The organism is Streptomyces sp. HNM0645 (assembly GCF_030056615.1).
GTDB classification, from domain to species: Bacteria; Actinomycetota; Actinomycetes; order Streptomycetales; family Streptomycetaceae; genus Streptomyces; species Streptomyces marianii.
The window spans coordinates 78,535-100,954 of sequence record NZ_JASHLT010000016.1 but is presented as its reverse complement, the minus strand read 5'-3'; the positions used below and the strand labels follow the sequence as shown (position 1 = coordinate 100,954).

The 22,420-nt window shown below is 73.2% G+C and carries 17 protein-coding genes; 12 read left to right on the top strand and 5 right to left on the bottom strand.

What is annotated here, in order from left to right:
* Positions 1-101: 101 nt before the first annotated feature.
* On the top strand, positions 102-2,759 hold the full coding sequence (gene polA / locus QMZ92_RS13870) for a DNA polymerase I (protein WP_283297708.1): 2,658 nt from the start codon (positions 102-104) through the stop codon (positions 2,757-2,759).
* Between the two features lie 492 nt (positions 2,760-3,251).
* On the opposite strand, the gene QMZ92_RS13865 is transcribed toward polA, so the two are convergent.
* Positions 3,252-4,100 (bottom strand): DUF4184 family protein, encoded by an 849-nt coding sequence (locus QMZ92_RS13865; protein ID WP_283297676.1) that lies wholly within the window; start codon positions 4,098-4,100, stop codon positions 3,252-3,254.
* Positions 4,101-4,324: 224 nt separating this feature from the next.
* Here QMZ92_RS13865 and QMZ92_RS13860 point away from each other — a divergent pair, with 224 nt between their 5' ends.
* From QMZ92_RS13860 to pgfA, 3 genes are all read left to right on the top strand, one after another.
* Positions 4,325-6,100: a lytic transglycosylase domain-containing protein gene (locus QMZ92_RS13860; RefSeq protein WP_283297675.1), complete on the top strand. Its 1,776-nt coding sequence runs from the start codon at positions 4,325-4,327 to the stop codon at positions 6,098-6,100.
* A gap of 158 nt (positions 6,101-6,258) precedes the next feature.
* On the top strand, positions 6,259-6,396 hold the full coding sequence (locus QMZ92_RS13855) for an SPW_0924 family protein (protein WP_283297674.1): 138 nt from the start codon (positions 6,259-6,261) through the stop codon (positions 6,394-6,396).
* 16 nt (positions 6,397-6,412) lie between these two features.
* A complete protein-coding gene (pgfA, locus tag QMZ92_RS13850; RefSeq protein WP_283297673.1) occupies positions 6,413-7,405 on the top strand; it encodes a cell envelope lipid trafficking protein PgfA in 993 nt (330 codons plus the stop codon).
* A gap of 40 nt (positions 7,406-7,445) precedes the next feature.
* Here the strand turns inward: pgfA and hrpB are convergent, their stop codons facing one another.
* Together hrpB and QMZ92_RS13840 are read right to left on the bottom strand one after the other, a co-directional pair.
* Entirely contained in the window at positions 7,446-9,947 is a 2,502-nt protein-coding gene (gene hrpB / locus QMZ92_RS13845) for an ATP-dependent helicase HrpB (RefSeq protein WP_283297672.1), read from the bottom strand.
* A gap of 1 nt (position 9,948) precedes the next feature.
* Complete coding sequence (locus tag QMZ92_RS13840; protein WP_283297671.1) at positions 9,949-10,779, bottom strand: class I SAM-dependent methyltransferase; 831 nt, start codon at positions 10,777-10,779, stop codon at positions 9,949-9,951.
* A 381-nt stretch (positions 10,780-11,160) separates the two neighbouring features.
* Between QMZ92_RS13840 and rpsA the strand changes: the two genes are divergently transcribed.
* The 4 genes from rpsA (at position 11,161) to QMZ92_RS13820 (ending at position 15,330) form a co-directional block, all read left to right on the top strand.
* On the top strand, positions 11,161-12,654 hold the full coding sequence (gene rpsA, locus QMZ92_RS13835; protein ID WP_017947549.1) for a 30S ribosomal protein S1: 1,494 nt from the start codon (positions 11,161-11,163) through the stop codon (positions 12,652-12,654).
* A 190-nt stretch (positions 12,655-12,844) separates the two neighbouring features.
* The gene (locus tag QMZ92_RS13830) at positions 12,845-13,783 is read left to right on the top strand and encodes a PAC2 family protein (RefSeq protein WP_283297670.1); all 939 of its coding nucleotides are present in this window, start codon (positions 12,845-12,847) and stop codon (positions 13,781-13,783) included.
* 283 nt (positions 13,784-14,066) lie between these two features.
* Positions 14,067-14,666, top strand: a complete 600-nt coding sequence (gene coaE / locus QMZ92_RS13825) for a dephospho-CoA kinase (protein ID WP_283297669.1) — start codon at positions 14,067-14,069, stop codon at positions 14,664-14,666.
* Between the two features lie 301 nt (positions 14,667-14,967).
* A complete protein-coding gene (locus QMZ92_RS13820; protein WP_138055932.1) occupies positions 14,968-15,330 on the top strand; it encodes a tetratricopeptide repeat protein in 363 nt (120 codons plus the stop codon).
* Between the two features lie 115 nt (positions 15,331-15,445).
* Here QMZ92_RS13820 and QMZ92_RS13815 read toward each other — a convergent pair whose 3' ends face one another.
* Entirely contained in the window at positions 15,446-15,721 is a 276-nt protein-coding gene (locus tag QMZ92_RS13815; RefSeq protein WP_283297707.1) for a DUF6343 family protein, read from the bottom strand.
* A 226-nt stretch (positions 15,722-15,947) separates the two neighbouring features.
* Here QMZ92_RS13815 and QMZ92_RS13810 point away from each other — a divergent pair, with 226 nt between their 5' ends.
* Positions 15,948-16,460, top strand: a complete 513-nt coding sequence (locus QMZ92_RS13810) for a DoxX family protein (protein WP_283297668.1) — start codon at positions 15,948-15,950, stop codon at positions 16,458-16,460.
* Here QMZ92_RS13810 and QMZ92_RS13805 read toward each other — a convergent pair.
* Positions 16,442-16,777: a hypothetical protein gene (locus QMZ92_RS13805; RefSeq protein ID WP_283297667.1), complete on the bottom strand. Its 336-nt coding sequence runs from the start codon at positions 16,775-16,777 to the stop codon at positions 16,442-16,444. The two genes, QMZ92_RS13810 and QMZ92_RS13805, sit on opposite strands and share 19 nt — an antisense overlap.
* A gap of 189 nt (positions 16,778-16,966) precedes the next feature.
* On the opposite strand from QMZ92_RS13805, the gene QMZ92_RS13800 reads away from it, so the two are divergent.
* The 3 genes from QMZ92_RS13800 (at position 16,967) to QMZ92_RS13790 (ending at position 22,265) form a co-directional block, all read left to right on the top strand.
* The gene (locus QMZ92_RS13800; protein ID WP_283297666.1) at positions 16,967-17,914 is read left to right on the top strand and encodes a slipin family protein; all 948 of its coding nucleotides are present in this window, start codon (positions 16,967-16,969) and stop codon (positions 17,912-17,914) included.
* A 179-nt stretch (positions 17,915-18,093) separates the two neighbouring features.
* Positions 18,094-20,919, top strand: coding sequence for an SCO1167/SCO6262 family helicase (locus QMZ92_RS13795; protein WP_283297665.1), 2,826 nt, complete (start codon positions 18,094-18,096; stop codon positions 20,917-20,919).
* Positions 20,916-22,265 carry an SWIM zinc finger family protein gene (locus QMZ92_RS13790; protein WP_283297664.1) on the top strand — a complete coding sequence of 450 codons (1,350 nt, stop codon included), beginning with the start codon at positions 20,916-20,918 and terminating at the stop codon, positions 22,263-22,265. Before QMZ92_RS13795 ends, QMZ92_RS13790 begins: the two co-directional genes overlap by 4 nt.
* Positions 22,266-22,420 lie beyond the last annotated feature (155 nt).

Below are 22,420 nucleotides of genomic sequence, written 5' to 3'. Positions count from 1 at the left end.
GGCCGTGGGCGGCTTTGTCGGCGGTCCGTGGCAGGATCGTGTCCGTGGCTGAGACAGCATCGAGGAAGACCTCAGAGGAAACCCGTCCCCGCCTGCTCCTCATGGACGGGCACTCGCTGGCGTACCGGGCGTTCTTCGCGCTGCCCGCGGAGAACTTCACGACCGCGAGCGGCCAGACGACGAACGCGGTCTACGGCTTCGCGTCGATGCTGGCGAACACGCTCCGCGACGAGGCGCCCACGCACTTCGCCGTGGCCTTCGACGTGTCCCGCAAGACCTGGCGCTCCCAGGACTTCCCCGAGTACAAGGCAAACCGCTCCTCGACGCCGGACGAGTTCAAGGGCCAGGTCGAGCTGATCGGCGAACTGCTCGACACGATGAACGCGGTCCGGTTCGCCGTGGACGGCTTCGAGGCCGACGACATCATCGCGACCCTCGCCACCCGGGCCGAGGCCGCCGGCTTCGAGGTCCTGATCGTCACCGGCGACCGGGACTCCTTCCAGCTCGTCTCCGACCACGTCACCGTGCTGTACCCGACCAAGGGCGTCTCCGAGCTGACCCGGTTCACCCCGGGGAAGGTCCAGGAGAAGTACGGGCTGACCCCCTCCCAGTACCCGGACTTCGCCGCCCTCCGCGGCGACCCGTCCGACAACCTCCCGGGCATCCCCGGCGTCGGCGAGAAGACGGCCACGAAGTGGATCAACCAGTTCGGCTCGTTCGCGGAGCTCGTGGAGCGCGCCGACGAGGTCAAGGGCAAGGTCGGCCAGGCGCTCCGGGACCATCTGGAGGCCGTCAAGCTCAACCGTCACCTGACGGAACTGGTCCGTGACGTGGAGCTGCCGAAGTCCGTCGGCGACCTCGAGCGCGCGCCCTACGACCGGACCGCGCTGAAGGGCTTCCTGGAGGTCCTGGAGATCCGTAACCCGAGCCTGCGCGAGCGGCTGCTCGCCGTCGACCCGGGCGCCGCCGAGGACGAGCCCCCGGCCCCGGCGGCCGGTGTGGAGCTCGACGCCAGCGTGCTCGGCGCGGGCGAACTGGCCCCCTGGCTGGAGCGGCACGGCGCCCAGCCGCTCGGTGTCGCCACGGTCGCCGCCTGGGCTCTGGGCGTGGGCAGCGTCAGCGAGATCGCTCTCGCGGCCGCCGGGGGAGCGGCGGCCTGGTTCGACACGACCCAGCTCGACGAGGCCGGCGAGCGTGCCTTCGCCTCCTGGATCTCCGACCCCGACCGTCCCAAGGTCGTGCACGGCGCCAAGGAGGCACTGCGGGTCTTCCCCGAGCACGGCTGGGACATCCGGGGCATCACGATGGACACGGCCCTGGCCGCCTACCTGGTGAAGCCCGGGCGCCGGTCCTTCGCGCTGGACGCCCTCTCCGTCGAGTACCTCCATCGCGAGCTGGCCCCCGCCGCGGCCGACGGGCAACTGGCCTTCGGCGCGGAGGACGAGCAGGCCGAGGCCGACGCGCTGATGGCGCAGGCCCGCGCCGTCCTCGACCTGGGCGAGGCCTTCGGCGGCAGGCTCGGCGAGGTCGGTGCCGGCGAGCTGCTGCACGACATGGAACTGCCCACGTCACTGCTGCTGGCCAGGATGGAGCGGCACGGCATCTCCGCCGACCGGGCCCATCTCGAGGCCATGGAGCAGCAGTTCGCGGGAGCCGTGCAGCAGGCGGTGAAGGAGGCCCATGCCTCCGTGGGCCACGAGTTCAACCTCGGCTCGCCCAAGCAGCTCCAGGAGGTCTTCTTCGGGGAGCTCAACCTCCCCAAGACCAAGAAGACCAAGACCGGTTACACGACCGACGCCGACGCGCTGGCCTGGCTCGCGAACCAGACCGACCACGAGCTGCCCGTCATCATGCTCCGCCACCGCGAGCAGGCCCGGCTGCGCTCCACCGTCGAGGGCCTGATCAAGACCATCGCCGCGGACGGCCGGATCCACACCACCTTCAGCCAGACCGTCGCCGCGACCGGACGGCTCTCCTCCACCGACCCGAACCTGCAGAACGTGCCGGTGCGCACGGACGAGGGTCGGGCGATCCGCCGCGGCTTCGTCGTCGGCGAGGGCTTCGAGTCCCTGATGACCGCCGACTACAGTCAGATCGAACTGCGGGTCATGGCCCATCTCTCGGAGGACGAGGGCCTGATCGAGGCGTTCACCTCGGGCGAGGACCTGCACACGACCGTGGCCTCGCAGGTCTTCGGCGTCGAACGGTCCGCGGTCGACGCCGAGATGCGCCGCAAGATCAAGGCGATGTCGTACGGACTGGCCTACGGTCTCTCCGCCTTCGGCCTCAGCCAGCAGCTGAACATCGAGGCGGCCGAGGCGCGGGCCCTGATGGACACCTACTTCGAGCGGTTCGGCGGCGTCCGCGACTATCTGCGCCGCGTCGTGGACGAGGCACGCGCCACGGGCTACACGGCGACGATGTTCGGCCGCCGTCGCTACCTCCCGGACCTCAACAGCGACAACCGCCAGCGCCGTGAGGCGGCCGAGCGCATGGCGCTGAACGCGCCGATCCAGGGCACGGCGGCGGACATCGTCAAGATGGCGATGCTGCGGGTGGACGCGGCGCTGCGGGAGGCGGGTCTCGCCTCGCGGATGCTGCTCCAGGTCCACGACGAAATCGTTCTGGAGATCGCCCCGGGCGAGCGCGAGCGGGTCGAGGAACTCGTCCGCCGCGAGATGTCCGCGGCGGCGGAACTGCGCGCACCCCTCGACGTCTCGGTGGGCGTGGGCCCGGACTGGGAGTCCGCCGCGCACTGACGCCGCCGGGAGCGGGCGTCCCGGGGCGGTACGGGCGTTTCGCGTCCGTCCGGCAGCCGCCGCGTTCGCGTGTGTCCGTGAGGCGCTTCGCGCCCGCGCGGGGACGACGCCCGCGTTCGTCCGTGAGGCGGTGGGCGCCCGCGGGGCGGTCCGAAGGTCGTTCGGTGGGATCGATCGGCGATGGCGTGAGGGACACGGCGTGTGCCCGGCCGGGATGTACGGGCGGTGGGCGCCCGCACGCCCCTGCGGGGCGCGACGCCCGCGTTCGTCCGTGAGGCGGTGGGCGCCCGCGGGGCGGTCCGAAGGTCGTTCGGGGCCGGCGTCCGTTCGGCGACGGCGTGCCGGCCGGTGCGCCCTCGGTCTCCGTCCGGGGTCACGCGTTCCCGCGCGGGCGTCGCGGCGCGCGGGTGGAGGCTTCCCCCGACGAGTGGTCGGCGTCTCCGCGTTCGGGCCTCCCGGGCTCCGACGCGGGATCCTGACGGGCGGCACCCGTCAGGACACGCCCGCAGGCTCCCGGGAGGGCGCCGCGTCCTGGCTCGCGCCGCGGCGTGACCGCAGCCGGACCGCCGCGCCGTACAGCACGACCCCCGCCGCAAGCCCCGCCCCCGCCCCGAAGCACGCGGTCGGGATGATGTCGAGCGGCGTGTCGACCCGGCCCCAGTACGCGTACCAGCGCACGCAGCGGTGCACGGTTCCCGCGAGCACGCACAGCGTCAGCAGCGCCACGGCGGCCCACCGTCCGCGCCGACCCAGCGACGGCACGGGTGCCGGCCCGGTGCGCCCCGAGGTGCGCTTCCAGGCGGACCCCGCGAACCAGCCCAGCGCCACCAGCGCCACGATCGAACTCCCGTACTGCGTGTACGTGTAGAGGGGGAATCCCGCGAGGGATTCGGTCAGTACCGGCAGCGCCCGCGTGCCCCAGCGGTCGAAGTGTGTGAAAGCGTCCCAGACGACGTGCGTCGCAGCACCGATCGCCGCCGAGACCCAGAACCACAGCGCCAGCGACGCCCGCGTCCGGTCCTGCTGGGTGTTGCCGCGCACCATGGCGTGGGCGCGTGCCTGCAGGTGCTGCGGCAGCAGGGCCAGCAGCGGTTCACGCACCATCAGCCAGAGACCCACCAGTCCCGCCGCGATGACGACGTCGACCGTGAGCACCCCCAGCGGGCCGTGCGTCACTTCGCCGAAGCGCATCGCACCCGGCAGGGCGCTCGCCGCGAAGTAGGTCATGTCGGGTGCGAACGAGCCCGCGACCAGTGCCGACGCGACCAGCGGCCCCCGGGCTGCACCGTTCCTGCGGATGCCGGGCAGGACCGCCGCGGCGTGGCTGAGCGTGAATGGCATGGTGCCGCCCCCGTGAGACCTTGTTCGAGCGATGCGGCCCAGTATGCGGGAACCCGACCGGGCGCCGTGCGTACCGGACGCCCGTATGCCGTCCGTGGACGCGGGGTGAACGCCGGGCGCCGGCGGCCGGGGTGACTGTTACGCGGCGCCGGGAGTTGCCGTAATGTCGCACGGGACGTTGCGCGGGGAGCGCGAACGGCCGCCTATGGGGAGGGATCAGGGGTATGGCAGCGCAATTCGGCCGTCGGCTGCGCAAGGGGGCCACCACGACAGCGGTGGCGGCGGTCGCGGTGGCCGCACTCTCCGCGTCGCAGGCGCCGGGTGTCGTGCCCACCGCCACCGGCGGCGACGCCCCGGCATCCGGGTCCGCCCCTCAGTCGGGCTCCTCGGCGACCGGCAACTCCCCCTACTTCACGGACCTGCCACCGCTGAACAGCCCCAACAAGCCGGGCGTGTCGCCCCACCTGCCGGTCGTCGGCCCGGCGGAGGCCGGTATTCCGGCCACGGTGCTGGCCGCGTACAAGCAGGCCGAGCAGGCCGTCGCCGCCAGCGACCCCGGCTGCAGGGTCCCCTGGCAACTGCTGGCCGCGATAGGCAAGGTCGAGTCCGGGCAGGCGCGCGGCGGCCGGGTCGACGCCAACGGCACGACTTTCTCCCCGATACTCGGCCCGGTGCTGAACGGTGTCGGGTTCGCCAACATCTCGGACACCGACAACGGCGCCTACGACGGCGACCGCACGCACGACCGCGCCGTCGGCCCGATGCAGTTCATCCCGTCCACCTGGGCCACCTGGGGCCAGGACGCCAACAGCGACGGCCGCAAGGATCCGAACAACATCTACGACGCGGCCCTCGCCGCCGCGAAGTACCTCTGTGCCGGCGGCCGCGACCTGTCCGTCAAGGAGGACCTCGACAAGGCGATCCTGAGCTACAACCGCTCCCGGGAGTACCTCCGGACGGTTCTGTCCTGGTTCGAGTACTACAAGCGCGGCACGCACGAGGTCCCCGACGGCTCGGGAGTGCTGCCGGTCGGCCGCAGCAAGAGCGGCTCCACCGGGACGGTCGCCGCACCGGCCGCACAGGCCACGCCGGGTGTCACCCCCGGCACTTCGCCGTCCCCCTCGAACCCCGGCACTTCACCGTCCCCCTCGAACCCCGGCGGTTCGACCGGGAGCCCCAAGCCGTCCCCGGACCCGTCGAAGCCGGACACCGGCACGCCGTCCCCGGGTCCGTCGACGCCGACGACCCCGAGCCCGACGCCGACGCCGACGCCGACCCCGATTCCGACCCCTCCGCCCGCCGCGACGGTGTTCGCCATCGAGAACGCGGGCGACGGTCGTCCCACGGCCGTCGCCGGCGAGGACTTCGCCGTCCTACCCAAGGTCCGGGCGAAGAGCCGCTCGGGCCGGTCGGTCGTCGGGGCCGACCTCGTCTTCGAGATCGTCGGCGCGACCGACGCCCGGTTCTCCGGCAACCGCACCACCGCGGTCGTACGCACCGGCGAGGACGGCGTCGCCGTCGCACCCGCGCTGAAAGCCGGTGAGGAGGCCGGCGACTTCACCATCCGCGTCACCGTCGCCGGACGCGCCCTGCCCCGGCTCGACTGCACCGCGACCGTCATCGCCCGCCAGGCCGACGCGCTCGTCCGGACCGGCGACAAGGAGCCGACCGCGGCGCCGTCCTCGGAGTTCGCCGACGCGGTCGAGGTCAAGGCCACGTTCAAGGGCGAGGTGGCCGCGGGTGTGGCGGTCACGGCCACGATGGTCACCTCGGCCGACGACCCCGCCGAGAACACCGGGGGACCGTACTTCAAGGACGCCGAGGAAAAGCCCGTCCGCACCCTCACCGGGCTGAAGACCGGCGCCGACGGTCTGCTGGTGCTGCCGCAGATCTTCTCGGACGAGCAGTCCGGCACGTTCCTGCTGCGTCTGACGACCGAGGGCGGCGCCACGTTGACCGTCGAACTGAAGGTCGCCGCCCCCGAGGCCCCGCCCGTCTGACCTGCTCCGCCTCGGACCACCGCCCCTTTCGCGCTTTCCCACGCGGAGGGGCGGTGCCGTGTGCGGTGCGACGTGTTCTCATCTCGACGCCCCGTTGCTACGGTGCCCCCGCCCGCTGTTCTGACGCTTCATCAGATCGCGTACTCGGGAGGCCGACCATGCGCGCCCTCGTCGCCGCCGCCGTCGGGCTGGCCCCGGTGCTCCTCGTCGTGCTGCTCATCGCCGTGCTCGACGTACCGTCCGGGGAGACCTCGCCCAGACCGCTCCTCACCACCGTCCCCGGCCCCAAGAAGTAGCGGGAGGAGCAGCGCCGTGCGCCGCAGAGCCAGTCTCGTGCTCCTGTCCTTCGCCGTCTTCTTCGCGGCGCTGGCGCCGGTGCTGCGCTGGTACGCCTTCCCCCGGCTCGCGAAGATCCCGCCGAGCCAGTACCAGGAGATGGTGCTCGAGGCGAGGCCCGCGACCCTGCTGCAGTACGACACCATGCAGCCGAAGCAGGTGGAGAAGGTCACCATCGTGCAGACCCTCAAGGGCAACGTGGAGGAGTCGGAGCGGATCGAGCGCGACGCGGGCCGGGACGTGGTCGTCTGGGACTCGCTGTCCTACGTCCAGGGGCCGGACGGGGAAGCGGTCTCCCAGATCCCCGAGCGGTACATCTTCGACGCCCACACCCAGGCTCCCGTGCACGCCACGGGGGAGGCCGTCGACGGGGACCCGGTCCGGCGCGAGGGCATCGAGTTCAAGTGGCCCTTCCTCACCGAGAAGCGGGACTACGCCTACTTCGACGCCCAGACCAGGACCTCGGCCCCCATCCACTACCGGGGCACCCGCACCTTCCGCGGCCTGGAGGTCTACTACTTCGAGCAGACGGTCCCGTGGACCAAGGTGCCGTACCCGAAGAAGATGCCGATGCCCGGCATCGACGCGACGACGCTGGAGAAGCAGACCGGCACCACGCGCTGGTACACCACCAAGCGCATGTTCTGGGTCGAACCCGTCACGGGGGCGCCCGTCAACGGCGAGGAGATCCACACCGAGGAACTGCGCGGGGGGTCGCTCCTCGGCGGCCGTGACAAGGTGACCGCGTTCTCCGGGCACGTCAAGATGCGCGAGGACTACGTGGACCACACCGTCGCCCTGGTGTCGTCCAACCGCGGCCTCGTGCTCCTCCTGGTCTCCCGGCTGCCGTGGACGTTCCTGACCCTCGGCACCGGCCTCCTCGTGCTCTCCCTCCTCCTCGAAGCGCGTTCGCGCCGGCCGGACGGCGGCTCCGCGCCCGCACCCGGGCCCGAACCGGCCCGGGCGTGACCGTGCGGCCCGGGCCCCACCCCGCCGCCGCGTCCGCAGGTCAGCGCTTCACACCGCGCGTGGGCTCCGCCGTCCCCGGATCCTCCGGCCAGGGATGCTTCGGGTAGCGCCCGCGCAGCTCCGCGCGCACCGCCCGGTACCCGTCGCGCCAGAACGACGCCAGGTCCGCGGTCACCGCCGCGGGGCGGCCCGCCGGGGAGAGGAGATGGACGAGTACGGGCACCCCGGCGAGGCGCGGCGTCTCCTGGAGCCCGAACAGCTCCTGGAGCTTCACGGCCAGCACGGGCTGCTCGCCTGAATAGTCCACCCGGATCCGCGAGCCGCTCGGCACCTCGATCCGCTCCGGGGCCAGTTCGTCGAGGCGTGCGGCCTCGCCCGCCGCCCACGGGAGCAGCCGCCGCAGGCACTCCCCGGCGTCGATCCTCGCCAGATCGGCCCGGCGCCGGGCCCGGGACAACTCCGGTTCCAGCCACTCACCGGCGCGATCCAGCAGGGACGTGTCCGAGACGTCGGGCCAGGGCGCCCCCAGCACCCGATGGAGGAAGCCGAGCCGCTGCCGCAGCGCCGCGGCGTCCCGCGACCACGCGAGCAGCCCCGGACCCGTCTGCCGGAGGCCCTCCAGCAGCGCGTCCCGCACCAGGCCCGCCCCCGGCTCCGGAAGCGGGCGCACGGAGAGTTCCACCGCGCCGAGCCGCTCCACCCGCCGGGCCACGACGTCGCCGTCCTCCCAGCGCACCTCCTCGCCCCGGGTGCCCAGATGCCCGGCGGCGGTGCGCGCGGTCTCCTCGTCCACGACGGCGGCGAGCCGCACCCGCGCGGACGCCGCCTGCGCCTGCCGGTCGGCCACCGCCACCGCCAGCCAGGGGGCACTCCGCAGCGGTGACCCTTCGCCGAGCTCCGCACCGGTCCCGGAGACCATCAGGTACGACGTGCCGCCCCGCGCCCGCGCCACCCGCTCGGGGAACGCCAACGCGGCCACGAACCCCGCGACCGTGTCGTCGGAGGCGGCCGCCGGACGGCCCGAGGCGCTCCCGGCGCCGCCGAGCGAGCGGGCCAGCCGGTCCGCCTCCGCACGCCAGCGCGCACCGTACGCGTCATCGCCCCGCCTGGCCGTGCGCCAGACGGCCGCCAGGTCGTCCCCGTACTCGCGCGGGGGCTCCTCGCTCAGCAGCGCGACGACCTCCGCGGCACGGCGGGAACCCACCTCGGACGCGCCGTCGACCAGGGCCCGCGCGAGACGCGGGTGGAGGCCGAGACGTGCCATGCGCCGTCCCCGGTCCGTCGCCCGGCCCGACGCGCCGACCGCACCCACGGCGCCGAGGACCGAGCGGGCCGCGGCCATCGCACCCGCGGGTGGCGGATCCAGCAGGGCGAGCCCGGAGGCGTCCGGATCACCCCAGCACGCCGCCTGCAGGGCGAACGCCGTCAGGTCCGCCACCTGGATCTCCGGCGCGGGGAAGCGGGGCAGCCTGGCGTCCTCCGCCTCGGCCCAGCAGCGGTAGACCGCGCCGGGCGCCTCCCGCCCCGCCCGGCCCGCCCGTTGCCGGGCCGCCGCCCGGGAGGCACGCACGGTCGTCAACGAGCCGAGGCCGCGCGCGTGATCGGTGCGCGGCTCCCGCGCCAGTCCCGAGTCCACGACGATCCGCACGCCCGGGACGGTCAGCGACGACTCGGCGACCGACGTCGCCAGCACGACCCTGCGGCGCCGCCCGGGGGAGAGCACCGCGTCCTGCACGGCCGCCGGCGCCCGCCCGTGCACCTGCAGCACCTCGGCCCCGGCGCCGTCCCCGAGCAGCCCGGCGACCCGCGCGATCTCCCCCACCCCCGGCAGGAAGCAGAGCACGTCCCCGCCCCGCTCGGCGAGGGCCCTGCGGACCACCGACGCCACGTGCGCGAGCAGTGCCGGATCGACCCGCATGCCGTGCGGCGGACGCACCGGCCGCCCGGGCGGCGCCCACACCACGTCGACGGGATGGGCGACGCCCTCGGCTTCGACCACCGGCGCGCCGCCGAGGAGCCGGGCCCAGCCCTCCGCGTCCGTCGTGGCCGACGCCGCCAGCAGCCGCAGTTCCGGCCGCAGCGTCTGGCGTACGTCCAGCAGGAACGCGGCCACCGTGTCCGCGTCCAGATGCCGCTCGTGGCACTCGTCGAGGACCACGGTGCCGACCCCGGCGAGCTCCTGGTCGCGTTGGAGCCGCTGGAGCAGCACACCCGTGGTGACGACCTCGATCGTGGTGTCCGGCCCCACGACCCGCTCCCCGCGCACCGTGAAGCCGACCCGGCCGCCCACCCTCTCGCCCAGCAGCCACGCCATCCGCCGGGCGGCCGCGCGTGCCGCGATCCGCCGCGGCTCGGCGACCACGACCCGGCCGCGGGCGCCGGCATGGCCCAGGAGCCCGGCGAGCGCGATCGGCACCAGCGTCGTCTTGCCCGTGCCGGGCGGGGCGCACAGCACCGCGGTGCCGTGCGCGTCGAGGGCGCGCTCCAGCGCGGGCAGGGCGCCGCGCACGGGAAGCCCGGCCAGGGCGTCCTCGCGGATCACGTCACCCGTCCTCCGCCCGGGGACCCGACCCGCTCCGCTCGCAGACGAAGACCGCCGTCCCCGGGATCAGGTTCCCGCGCAACGGGGACCAGCCGGCCCACTCCTGGCCGTTCCACGCGGGCCACTCCGGCTCGACCAGGTCGACCAGCCGGAAGCCGCCCGCCACCACGTCGCGGACCCGGTCCCCGATCGTCCGGTGGTGCTCCACGTAGACGGCCCTTCCCTGCTCGTCCTGCTCCACGTACGGGGTGCGGTCGAAGTACGAGGCGGCGATGCTCAGCCCCTCGGGGCCGGGCTCGTCGGGGAACGCCCAGCGGATCGGGTGCGTGACCGAGAAGACCCACCGCCCGCCCGGCCGCAGCACCCGACGCACCTCCCGGAACACGCCCACCGGGTCGGCCACGAACGGCACGGCCCCGTACGCGGAGCACGCCAGGTCGAAGGAGCCGTCGGCGAAGGGCAGCGCGCCCGCGTCCGCCTCGACGAGCGGGAAGCCGGTGCCGAGCCGGAGGGCGTGCTGGAGCTGGCGGTGCGAGAGGTCCAGTGCCACCGGCCGCGCGCCCTGGGCCAGCAGCCAGCGGGAGCACTGCGCCGCGCCGGCGCCGATCTCCAGCACGTCGGCGCCCCGCAGGGCCTCCGCCGGGCCGAGCAGCCGGGCCTGCTCCTCGTCCAGTCCCTCGGGTCCCCAGACGAAGCGGTCGTCCCCGAGGAAGGAGCCGTGCTCGGACTGGTACTCGTCGGCGTTGCGGTCCCACCAGCCGCGGTTCGCCCGGCTGCTCTCCGCGCCACCGGCGTCACGCCTGGTCGCCTCCGGTTCGTACTCTTGGATCATCTCGCCCGTCGTTGTACGTTGCTGGTATCTCGCCCGGAAGGGCCGGGACGGCCCTGCGGCCGTGTCGCGGGGGGCGAGGCGCGGCCATCATGGCCTCGGCAAACCTTAGTTGTGCCGGGTATGCGGTGTTCCGCCCCGGGTGGGGGCCTTCGCGCATTGACCGTGCCCTGCCGCCCCCGTATGCTAAAGGTTGCGCTGCGGGCTTGCGCGCCTCAGACGGAGCAGGCCGCGCTCGCATCTGTTGTATGTCCCCTCGGTTCTCGAGGCGCCATTCCTCTCGGGTTGGCGCTTCCTTGGCTGTCCGGCTTCTTCAGCTGCGATACGGGCTCACGGCGTAGCAGTACCTACGACTTCAATGTCCGTACCGGAGCCCTTTCCCACATGACGAGCAGCACCGAGACCACCGCCACCACCCCGCAGGTTGCGGTCAACGACATCGGTAACGAGGAAGCCTTCCTCGCCGCGATCGACGAGACGATCAAGTACTTCAACGACGGCGACATCGTCGACGGCGTCATCGTGAAGGTCGACCGGGACGAGGTCCTGCTCGACATCGGTTACAAGACCGAAGGTGTCATCCCGAGCCGCGAGCTCTCGATCAAGCACGACGTCGACCCGAACGAGGTCGTCGCCGTCGGTGACGAGATCGAGGCCCTGGTCCTCCAGAAGGAGGACAAGGAGGGCCGCCTGATCCTCTCGAAGAAGCGCGCCCAGTACGAGCGTGCCTGGGGCACCATCGAGAAGATCAAGGAAGAGGACGGCATCGTCACCGGTACCGTCATCGAGGTCGTCAAGGGTGGTCTCATCCTCGACATCGGCCTCCGTGGCTTCCTCCCGGCCTCCCTGGTCGAGATGCGCCGCGTCCGCGACCTCCAGCCGTACGTCGGCAAGGAGCTCGAGGCCAAGATCATCGAGCTGGACAAGAACCGCAACAACGTGGTCCTGTCCCGCCGTGCCTGGCTGGAGCAGACCCAGTCCGAGGTCCGTCAGACGTTCCTCACCACCCTGCAGAAGGGCCAGGTCCGCTCCGGCGTCGTCTCCTCGATCGTCAACTTCGGTGCCTTCGTGGACCTGGGCGGCGTCGACGGTCTGGTGCACGTCTCCGAGCTGTCCTGGAAGCACATCGACCACCCGTCCGAGGTCGTCGAGGTCGGCCAGGAGGTCACCGTCGAGGTTCTCGACGTCGACATGGACCGCGAGCGTGTCTCCCTGTCGCTGAAGGCGACGCAGGAGGACCCGTGGCAGCAGTTCGCCCGCACCCACCAGATCGGCCAGGTCGTCCCGGGCAAGGTCACGAAGCTGGTGCCGTTCGGCGCGTTCGTCCGTGTGGACGAGGGCATCGAGGGTCTGGTCCACATCTCCGAGCTGGCCGAGCGCCACGTGGAGATCCCGGAGCAGGTCGTCCAGGTCAACGACGAGATCTTCGTCAAGGTCATCGACATCGACCTCGAGCGTCGCCGGATCTCGCTGTCCCTGAAGCAGGCCAACGAGTCCTTCGGTGCCGACCCGGCGTCGGTCGAGTTCGACCCGACCCTGTACGGCATGGCCGCGTCCTACGACGACCAGGGCAACTACATCTACCCCGAGGGCTTCGACCCCGAGACCAACGACTGGCTCGAGGGCTACGAGAAGCAGCGCGAGGAGTGGGAGCGCCAGTACGCCGAGGCGCAGCAGCGCTTCGAGCAGCACCAGGCGCAGGTCATCAAGTCCCGCGAGGCCGACGAGGCCGCAGCTGCCGAGGGTGGCCAGGCAGCTCCGGCCGCCGCGCCGCAGGGCGGTTCGTACTCCTCGGAGTCGGACGACAACTCCGGCGCCCTGGCGTCGGACGAGGCCCTCGCCGCGCTCCGCGAGAAGCTGGCCGGCGGCCAGAGCTGAGAAGCTCCCCGTCAGCCACCGGGTGACTGGTACGGAGGCCCGCCCCCTTTTCAGGGGGCGGGCCTCCGTCGTCGCCCCGGACACGCCGCGGCCCGCCCCTCCTGGATCTCCGAAGCGGACCGGCACCGGCGGGGAATGATCGCACCGGCCGCGAGGTTGACACCGGAGACACGGAGAAGGGGCGGTAACGGTGCGAGATCCGCAGAGTCTGTACGAGTGGGAGCCGAAGGGCCTGGCGGTCGTCGACGTGGCACTGGCGCAGGAGTCGGCCGGACTCGTCATGCTGTACCACTTCGACGGGTACATCGACGCGGGCGAGACGGGTGAGCAGATCATCGACACTCTGCTCGAGTCGCTGCCCCACCAGGTGGTGGCCCGCTTCGACCACGACCGGCTCGTCGACTACCGCGCCCGCCGTCCGCTGCTGAGCTTCCGCCGTGACCGCTGGACCGGTTTCGAGACCCCGTCCCTGGAGGTCCGCCTGGTCCAGGACGCCACCGGCGCCCCGTTCCTGCTGCTGTCCGGTCCCGAGCCGGACGTCGAGTGGGAACTGTTCGCCGCGGCCGTGCGGCAGATCGTCGAGCGGCTCGGCGTACGTCTCTCCGTCAACTTCCACGGCATCCCCATGGGGGTACCCCACACCCGTCCTGTCGGCATCACCCCGCACGGCAACCGCACGGACCTGATGCCCGGTCACCGCAGCCCCTTCGACGAGGCCCAGGTGCCCGGAAGTGCGGAGTCCCTCGTCGAGTACCGGCTGGCGCAGTGGGGCCACGACGTCCTCGGAGTCGCCGCCCACGTGCCGCACTACGTGGCCCGCTCCGCGTACCCGGACGCCGCGCTGACCGCCCTCGAGGCGATCACCGCCGCGACCGGTCTGGTCCTTCCCGCCGCCGCGCACACCCTGCGCACCCAGGCCCAGCGCGTCCAGACCGAGATCGAACGCCAGATCGGCGAGGGTGACGAGGAGCTGACGTCCCTGGTGCGCGGGCTCGAGCACCAGTACGACGCCATCGCCGGCGCCGACACGCGTGGCAGCCTGGTCGCCGAACCGGTGGAGTTGCCGTCCGCGGACGAGATCGGCAGTCAGTTCGAACGGTTCCTCGCCGAACGCGAAGGCGACTCCTAGGGCGTGTTTCCAGAGTCCCGTCTGGGCGGGGTTCGCCCGGGGCGACGGGGCAGAGCTCGGCTGACGGCACCGGGTCCCGGCCGAATGTCCCGCCCGGTGCCTGCCCTACGGGCTCTCCCGCAGTCACCGGGGGACCGGGGCGCGACGTCGGAAGCGGTGCGTCGCAAGGCGGAGAGTCGCCCTCATACCGGGTGTACTCGGGTGATTCGACAACACGTCGAGGCGCCGTGGCTGTCGTCGTCCGCCTGCCGGGGACTGCGGAACAGCCCCTAAGCTTCGGCCCATGCTGAAGGTGGGCCTGACCGGCGGAATCGGCGCCGGCAAGAGCGAAGTGTCCCGGCTCCTCGCGTCGTACGGCGCGGTACTGATCGACGCGGACGAGATCGCCCGGGAGGTCGTCGAACCCGGCACGCCCGGACTGGCGGCCGTCGTCGAGGCGTTCGGCCCCGGCGTACTCACCCCCGAGGGCACCCTCGACCGGCCACGGCTCGGCGCGATCGTCTTCGCGGACGCCGAACGGCTCGCGCGGCTCAACGCCATCGTGCACCCGCTCGTCGGGGCGCGGTCGGCCGAGCTGGAGGCCGCGGCAGGCCCCGACGCGGTCGTCGTTCACGACGTCCCGCTGCTCACGGAGAACGGCCTCGCCCCGCTGTACGACGTGGTCGTCGTCGTGGACGCCGCCCCCGAGACCCAGCTGGGCCGGCTCGTACGGCAGCGCGGCATGACCGAGTCGGACGCGCGCGCCCGGATGGCCGCGCAGGCGACGCGCGAGCAGCGCAGGGCCGTCGCCGATGTGGTCATCGACAACGACGGGCCGCTGGAGGCGCTGGAGCCCCAGGTCCGCCGGGTCTGGGCGGAGCTGAGCGAGCGGGCGCGGCGCTAGGGCGCGTGTCGAAAGGCCCGTCTGGGCGGGGGCCTCCGGCACACACCTTCGCGGCGTTGTCGGTCGTCGGCGCAGCCCGCTGCGCTCTTCTCCCTCCGCCTTGCGACCCCACGCACCAGAGGCCCCCGCCCCCGCCCTGCGGCGGACGACGCTGCCTTCGACGCACGCCCCGGACGTATTCGGTCATGACCGTGGCCGACGGTTCGGCCCGGCCCGGCCCCCGCACCGCTTCGTGCCCGGCCACGGGAATCCCCCGCGGCCGGGAATGTTGAACACATGAGGGGGAGGGAAGGATGCGAGCGTGCCCGAGACCAACCCGGAGACCCACGTCATCGACTTCCGCGCGGCCGAGCAACTGCTCGCCTCGCGGGACCCGCGCGGGGCGATCAAGCTCCTCGACTCGGTCATCGCCGCCCACCCGGAGAGCAGGGCGGCCCGTCTGCTGCGGGCACGTGCCTACTTCGCGTCCGCCCAACTGCGCGCGGCCGAGCGCGAGTTCCAGCACATAGTCGACCACGAACCCGACAACGCATTCGCCCACTTCGCGCTGGCCCGTACCTTCCAGCGCGCCGGCCGCCCGGACCAGGCACAGCGGCACTTCCGCCTCGCCGCCGCACTCGATCCCAAGCCCGAGTACCTGGAAGCCGCACGCTTCGACACCTGAGACCGAGGAGGCGGACGCGGCGCACGGCGAGCCCCGGGGCGGAGCGTCGGCACCTGGGGCGGAGCACCGGGATCTGAGACCGAGCTCCTGGCTCGGGCGCCGCGCCGCCCGCGCCCTAACGCCGCCGCCGGTTGTCCCCGTGGTCCGGCTCGTAGGGCGGGATGCCGGGACCGGGCTGGTAGTGCGGCCCCTGGTGCAGCCGGTGCACCACGATCATCAGGTCGGTCATGACGACCAGGGTCAGCACCGCGCAGGCGATAGCCCACCCGGGGCGTTCGGCGAGCGCGAAGAGCGCCGTCCCCGCGACCGCCCACAGCAGTCCCCAGACACCCAGCCAGAAGCGCATCCGCAGCGGACTGCGCGCCGTCGCCGGTTCGTTTCCCGTACGCATCGTCATCGCCTCTTCCCCTCCAGGATCCACCCTGACCGCGCGGGACGGGCCGGGCGGGCGCCGAATTCCTCCGGGGCCGCACCCGCGGGGCACCCGGGAGAACGACCCGGGACCGGTCACGGGCCGGCGATGAGTTCGCGGGGGTGGTCTCGGTCCGACTCGGTGCGGGAGTCACGAGGCGCCCGCACGGACCGCCGGCCCGGCACACCCCGCAGAGGAGAACCCCATGTCCGCCCCCGCCCCGCGTGCCCCCGCTCCCGCCGGTCCGTCCGGCGCGCCCGTCACGGACCACGGTTCCGGAACCGGCCGTCGCGCGCATCTGACGACCCTGACGCTGCAGGTGCTGCTCGCCCTGTTCCTCGGCGGTGCCGGCGCCCTCCCCAAACTGATCGGGCACTCCTCGGCCGCGGAGTCCTTCGACAGGATCGGATTCGGGGACTGGTTCATGTACGCCGTGGGCGTGCTGGAACTGGCCGGCGCGGTGGCGCTGCTGGTCCCGGTCCTCTCCGGGGCCGCGGCGCTGGCACTGATCGGCCTGATGGCCGGGGCCTTCGTCACCCGGGTGACCGTCTTCGACGGGCAGTACGCCCTCACACCCGTCCTGGTGGCGCTGCCGCTCGCGGTCGTCGCCCGCGTCCGCGGGCACCGCAACGCCGAACTCGTGGCGCTCCTCCTCCGGCGCAGGCGCGGCGGGCCCGCGCCCAGTGGTCCGGCGCCTGCTCAGTGGACCCAGCGGTAGCTGAGCCAGGGCTGGGTGCCGGGGGCGATGTTGTTGAACAGCGTCGTCGCGATGTACGTCGTGCCGCCGCCCGTGCAGTCCGGTGTCCGGTACGCGATGAGATCGATCAGCGTCGCGTTCTCGATACGCACCGCGCCGGCCGGCAGGAGCTTGTGGCAGCCGGTGACCACGGGATTGGACACCGTGACGACGCGGTCCTTCCCGGCCTCGTAGTTCACGGTGCCCACAGCCGTCCGGCCCAGGCCGGAACAGCCCGCGAGGGCGGTGGTCAGAAGCACTGCCCCGGCGACGATGCCGAGGCGCCGGTGATCGGCCATGACTGGTCCCCGTCTGTGATGCGGACTCCTGCTCAGACCCTGCCGGACGTCCTCGGGGGTCCGCACGCCGGATGCGCCCGCTCAGGGGACATCCCGCCCCGCACGGCGCTCGACCACCGCACCGGACAGGAATACCGTTGAAGCACAGACCGAACCTCCCGGACGCGTGAGACTGCAGGGGGTGCCGTGATGGTTGAGGATCTCGTGGCGGTCGGTGTCACAGCGGGTGTCGCGTGCGCCGCCTACGTCATGGCCGCGGCCAAGGTCGTCAAACAGTACGAGCGGGGCGTGGTCTTCCGCCTGGGCCGCCTGCGCGATCGGGTCCGCGGCCCCGGATTCACCATGATCATCCCGATCGTGGACCGGCTGCACAAAGTCAACATGCAGATCGTGACGATGCCCGTACCCGCGCAGGAGGGCATCACCAGGGACAACGTCACGGTCAGGGTCGACGCCGTCGTCTACTTCAAGGTGGTCGACGCGCCCGACGCCCTCGTGAAAGTCGAGGACTACCGCTTCGCCGTCTCCCAGATGGCGCAGACGTCGCTGCGCTCGATCATCGGCAAGAGCGAACTGGACGACCTCCTCTCCAACCGCGAGAAACTCAACCAGGGCCTCGAACTCATGATCGACAGCCCGGCGCTCGGCTGGGGCGTGAGCGTCGACCGCGTCGAGATCAAGGACGTGTCGCTGCCGGAGACGATGAAGCGCTCCATGGCGCGCCAGGCGGAGGCCGACCGCGAGCGCCGGGCACGGGTCATCAACGCGGACGCGGAACTCCAGGCCTCGAAGAAACTGGCCGAAGCGGCCCACCAGATGTCCGAGACCCCGGCGGCACTGCAGCTGCGCCTGCTCCAGACCGTCATGGCGGTCGCCGCCGAGAAGAACTCCACCCTGGTCCTCCCCATCCCCGTCGAACTGCTGCGCTTCCTGGAACGCGGTTCCGCCCCCGACCGGGACGCCGAGCACCACCACGAGGCACACGCGGTGAAGCCCCCGCTGAACGCGCCGGTGACCAACTCGACGGCGATGCCCGCCATGCCGGACCTCCCGCTACCGGTCGTCCCGGAGAGCCCCGCCGCCCTCAGTGACCAGGCACACGGCGGCCACGAGTCCCTGGACGACGGAAGGAGATGAGACACCGCCCGCCCGGCAGCAGCGGGCCCACCCCGCGCACCCGCCCCGCGGACCCCGAACGGCACCCGGCCGCCGCGCGCGCCGGATCCGTTGTCAGACCCGCCCCGTAAGGTCGTTCACCCATGGCGCGGTCCACGTCGCGCCGCCCGTACGACCGAGCGGAACGGAGACGACCGGGCATGCTGCACACCCTTGCCGCCGTCTTCCGTCCCGCGGCCCTGCCCCGCGACGGACGGGTCGCCTTCTGGAGCCCCGACGGGGAGCCGCTGCCCGACGGCGGCACCGCGGGAGACACCCCCGCCGTCCCCGGCGAGATCACCGTCGTCCGCGGACACGGCGCCGGGATCCGCCGCCGCACCGTCCCCGCACTGCTGCTGTCCGTCGCCGACGCCGTGCCGCTCCTCGCCGGTACCCGGCACGACACCGCCGCCCACCCCGCCACGGCCTGCTGGGGCGCCGCCGCCCTGCACGCCCTGCACCTCGTCGCCCGCGGCAGACTGCTCCCCGGCCTCACACCCACCGACCACGACGCCTGGCGAGCCGGGCCACTGGACGCCGACGACATCGCCCAGCTCCGCGCCATCGCCGCCGCCATGCCGCCCGAGGCGCACGCCATCCCCCTCCCCGGGCTGCGGCCACTCCGGCTGCCCGAGCCCGAAGCCCTGGTCAGAGCATTCCTCGACGCGGTCGCGGACAGCCTGCCCCGCACCCCCGCCGCCGAGCACGCCGCCGGCGGGCCGTTCGCCGCCACGGCACCGCAGCATCTGCCGCACGCACGCGAGTGGGCGGCACAGGCCGCGGCCGGCATGGACGCCGGCGTCCGGATCTCCCTCCGCCTCGACCTGTCCGCCTACGAACTCTTCGACACGTCCGAGGAGAGCCGGGACGGCCGGCAGGCAGCAGCAGCCCTCGTCCAGGTGCACAGCCTCGCCGACACGACACTCGTCGTCGACGCCGCACGGCTGTGGGCGGGGGAGGGCGACGAGCACTTCGGCCCCCGCGCCCGCGTCGACGCCGTGCTGGCCCTGCGCCGCGCCGCCCGCGTCTGGCCCCCACTCGGCCGGCTCCTCGAGCGCGAGGTGCCCGATGTCCTGCCCGTCACCGAGGACGAGCTGTACGAGCTGCTGGGCCCGGCAGCCACCCGACTCGCCGACGCCGGGATCGCCGTGCACTGGCCCAGGGAACTCGCCAGGGCCCTCAGCGCCACTGCGGTCGTCCGCACGACCGCACCCGGCTCCGCCACCGACGGCACGCCGTTCTTCGAGAGCGAGCAGCTCCTGCGGTTCGACTGGCGGCTCGCGCTCGACGGCGACCCCCTCACCGAGCAGGAGATGGACACCCTCGCCGAATCACACCGGCCCATCGTCCGGCTGCGCGACCAGTGGGTGGTCGTCGACCCCGACCTCGTACGCAAGGCCCGCAAGCGGGAACTCGGCCTGCTGGAACCGGTCGACGCCCTGGCCGCCGCCCTCACCGGCACCGCCGAGGTCGACGGCGAGAGGGTCGAGGCCGTCCCCGAGGGCGCGCTGGCCGCCCTGAGGGACCGTCTCACCCACGGCCCGGCCCCCCTCTCCCAGCCCACCGCCCTCGCCGCCACCCTGCGGGAGTACCAACTGCGGGGACTCGCCTGGCTCGATCTGATGACCTCACTGGGCCTGGGCGGCTGCCTCGCCGACGACATGGGCCTCGGCAAGACGGTCACCGTCATCGCGCTCCACCTCCACCGCGCCGAGCACCGGGCCCGCACGGCACCCACACTCGTCGTCTGCCCCGCCTCCCTGCTCGGCAACTGGCAGCGCGAGATCACCCGCTTCGCACCCGGAGTGCCCGTCCGCCGCTTCCACGGCCGGCAACGCAGCCTCGACACCGGGCCCGGCGGCTTCGTCCTCACCACCTACGGCACGATGCGCACCGGCGCCTCGGACATCGCCGCCCGGGACTGGGACATGGTCGTCGCAGACGAGGCCCAGCACGTCAAGAACCCCTTCTCCGCGACCGCCAGGGCCCTGCGCACCATTCCGGCCCCGGCTCGCGTCGCCCTCACCGGCACCCCCGTCGAGAACAACCTCTCCGAGCTGTGGTCCCTCCTCGACTGGACCACACCGGGACTCCTCGGGCCGCTGAAGACCTTCCGTGCCCGCCATGCCCGCGCCGTCGAGAACAACGAGCACACCGGCAACGAGGAGGCGGTCGAACGTCTCGCCAGGCTCGTCCGCCCCTTCCTGCTGCGGCGGAAGAAGAGCGACCCCGGGATCGTGCCCGAACTCCCTCCGAAGACCGAGTCCGACCACCCCGTCCCCCTCACCCGGGAACAGGCGTCGCTCTACGAGGCGGTCGTCCGGGAGACCATGGCCCGGATCGAGACCGCCGAAGGCATCGCCCGCCGCGGCCTCGTCATGAAACTGCTCACCTCGCTCAAGCAGATCTGCAACCACCCGGCGCAGTTCCTGAAGGAGGACCGGCCCCGCCTCACGGCCCGATCCGGCAAACTCGCACTGCTGGACGAACTGCTCGACACGATCCTGGCCGAGGACGGGTCCGTGCTGGTCTTCACCCAGTACGTGGCCATGGCCCGGCTCATCACGGACCATCTGGCCTCCCGGGCGATCCCGGCCCAGCTGCTGCACGGCGCCACCCCCGTACCGGAGCGGGAGAGGATGGTGGACCGCTTCCAGTCCGGCGAGATCCCCGTCTTCGTCCTCTCCCTCAAGGCGGCGGGCACCGGACTCAACCTCACCCGGGCCGGCCACGTCGTCCACTACGACCGCTGGTGGAACCCGGCGGTGGAGGCGCAGGCCACCGACCGCGCCCACCGCATCGGACAGACCCAGCCCGTCCAGGTCCACCGGCTGATCACCGAAGGCACGGTCGAGGACCGCATCGCCGAACTCCTCCAGTCGAAGCGGGCGCTGGCGGACGCCGTCCTCGGCTCCGGCGAGGCCGCCCTGACCGAACTCACCGACCGCGAACTGGCCGACCTCGTATCCCTCAGGAGGCCGTCATGACCCCGGCCCAGCCCCGCCGCACGCAGGCGCGCCCGCACCGCACCGGCCGGCCCGTCCGGGAGACCCCGCACCACCCGGACGACCGGCGGCGCACGTTCCCCGCCCTCGCCCCCCGGCCCGGGAAGGACGGCATCGCCGCCTCCTGGTGGGGCAACGCCTGGGTGGACGCCCTGGAGGACACCGCCCTCGACCCGGCCCGTCTCACCCGCGGCCGGGCGTACGCCGGACGCGGCCACGTCGACGCGATCACCGTGACCCCGGGAAGAGTCGTCGCCTACGTCCACGGCTCCCGGCCGCGCCCCTACCGCGCCGAGATCCGGCTGCGCCCCCTCGGCGACGACGAATGGGAGCGGCTTCTGGACACCGCGGCGGCCCGCCCGGACCACATCGCGGCCCTCCTCGACAAGGACGTCCCGCACGCCCTCGCGTCCGCCGCCGACCTGCTGCCCACGCCCGGCGCCCTGATCCCCGACTGCTCCTGCCCCGACGACGGATTCCCCTGCAAACACGCCGCGGCACTCTGCTACCAGACCGCCAGGATCCTCGACGAGGACCCCTTCGCACTCTTCCTCATGCGCGGCCGCGGCGAGCAGGAGATCCTCGCCGAGCTCACCCGGCGCAACGCCGCCCGCTCGGCGGCCGAACACGGCGCCGCCCGGCACCACGCCGCCCCCACCGGACACCCCGCCGACGAAGGCGACGGCACCGCCCCGGCCCTCGCCACGGTGCGCGCCCGCGACGCCCTCGCCCCGCGGACCCGCCCCGCGCTCCCGCCCCCGCTGCCCGCACCACCGCGGCCCGGCCGCCCACCCGTGTACCCCCAGGCCGCCGGCGCACCCGACCCCCTCGCCCTCGACCTCCTCGCCGGCGAGGCCGCGGCTCGCGCTCACACCACCCTGCGCACCGGCAGGGACCCGGTCGGCGGGCTCAGCCTCTGGCAGGACGCGGTCCGGCTCGCCGCCGCCCACCCCGGATCCGGGCTCACCGCGTCCACCCGCGCGCTGTACACCGCGCTGGCCCGCGCCGACGGCCGCACCCCCACCGACCTGGCGCGCGCCGTGGCCGCCTGGCGCCAGGGCGGGCTCGCGGGACTCGCGGTCCTGGACGAGGAATGGGATCCGCCCGCCGGCCCCTTCGACCGGGCCCGCCCCGCCCTCGCCGCCGCGGACTTCCCGCACTTCCGTCCCCGGCGCAATCGCCTGTCCACCCCCTCGCTCCAACTTCGCCTCGGCCGCGACGGATTGTGGTACGGATACGAGTCGGACCCCGGTCGCGACGACTGGTGGCCGCGGGGCACACCGGACGAGGACCCGGTGGGCGCCCTCACGACCCTGCTGGGCCGTTGACCACCGGCCGTGCCTGCCGCCGGGCCCGGCCGCGCCGACCGACCCACCGAGCGTGCGCACCGGCGCCGAGTCCAGGGCCGCGGTGCCGGGAGCCGAACACATCGCCGGTGCCGGACAGTTCTGCCCCACCCCACCCGAAGGGGTGAAACGCGTCG

Coding starts and splice junctions, on each gene's coding strand:
- polA (WP_283297708.1), top strand. CDS start 102: ATGGACGGGCACTCGCTGGCGTACCGGGCGTTCTTCGCGCTGCCCGCG.
- QMZ92_RS13865 (WP_283297676.1), bottom strand. CDS start 4,100: ATGCCATTCACGCTCAGCCACGCCGCGGCGGTCCTGCCCGGCATCCGC.
- QMZ92_RS13860 (WP_283297675.1), top strand. CDS start 4,325: ATGGCAGCGCAATTCGGCCGTCGGCTGCGCAAGGGGGCCACCACGACA.
- QMZ92_RS13855 (WP_283297674.1), top strand. CDS start 6,259: ATGCGCGCCCTCGTCGCCGCCGCCGTCGGGCTGGCCCCGGTGCTCCTC.
- QMZ92_RS13840 (WP_283297671.1), bottom strand. CDS start 10,779: ATGATCCAAGAGTACGAACCGGAGGCGACCAGGCGTGACGCCGGTGGC.
- rpsA (WP_017947549.1), top strand. CDS start 11,161: ATGACGAGCAGCACCGAGACCACCGCCACCACCCCGCAGGTTGCGGTC.
- coaE (WP_283297669.1), top strand. CDS start 14,067: ATGCTGAAGGTGGGCCTGACCGGCGGAATCGGCGCCGGCAAGAGCGAA.
- QMZ92_RS13815 (WP_283297707.1), bottom strand. CDS start 15,721: ATGCGTACGGGAAACGAACCGGCGACGGCGCGCAGTCCGCTGCGGATG.
- QMZ92_RS13810 (WP_283297668.1), top strand. CDS start 15,948: ATGTCCGCCCCCGCCCCGCGTGCCCCCGCTCCCGCCGGTCCGTCCGGC.
- QMZ92_RS13805 (WP_283297667.1), bottom strand. CDS start 16,777: ATGGCCGATCACCGGCGCCTCGGCATCGTCGCCGGGGCAGTGCTTCTG.
- QMZ92_RS13800 (WP_283297666.1), top strand. CDS start 16,967: ATGGTTGAGGATCTCGTGGCGGTCGGTGTCACAGCGGGTGTCGCGTGC.
- QMZ92_RS13795 (WP_283297665.1), top strand. CDS start 18,094: ATGCTGCACACCCTTGCCGCCGTCTTCCGTCCCGCGGCCCTGCCCCGC.
- QMZ92_RS13790 (WP_283297664.1), top strand. CDS start 20,916: ATGACCCCGGCCCAGCCCCGCCGCACGCAGGCGCGCCCGCACCGCACC.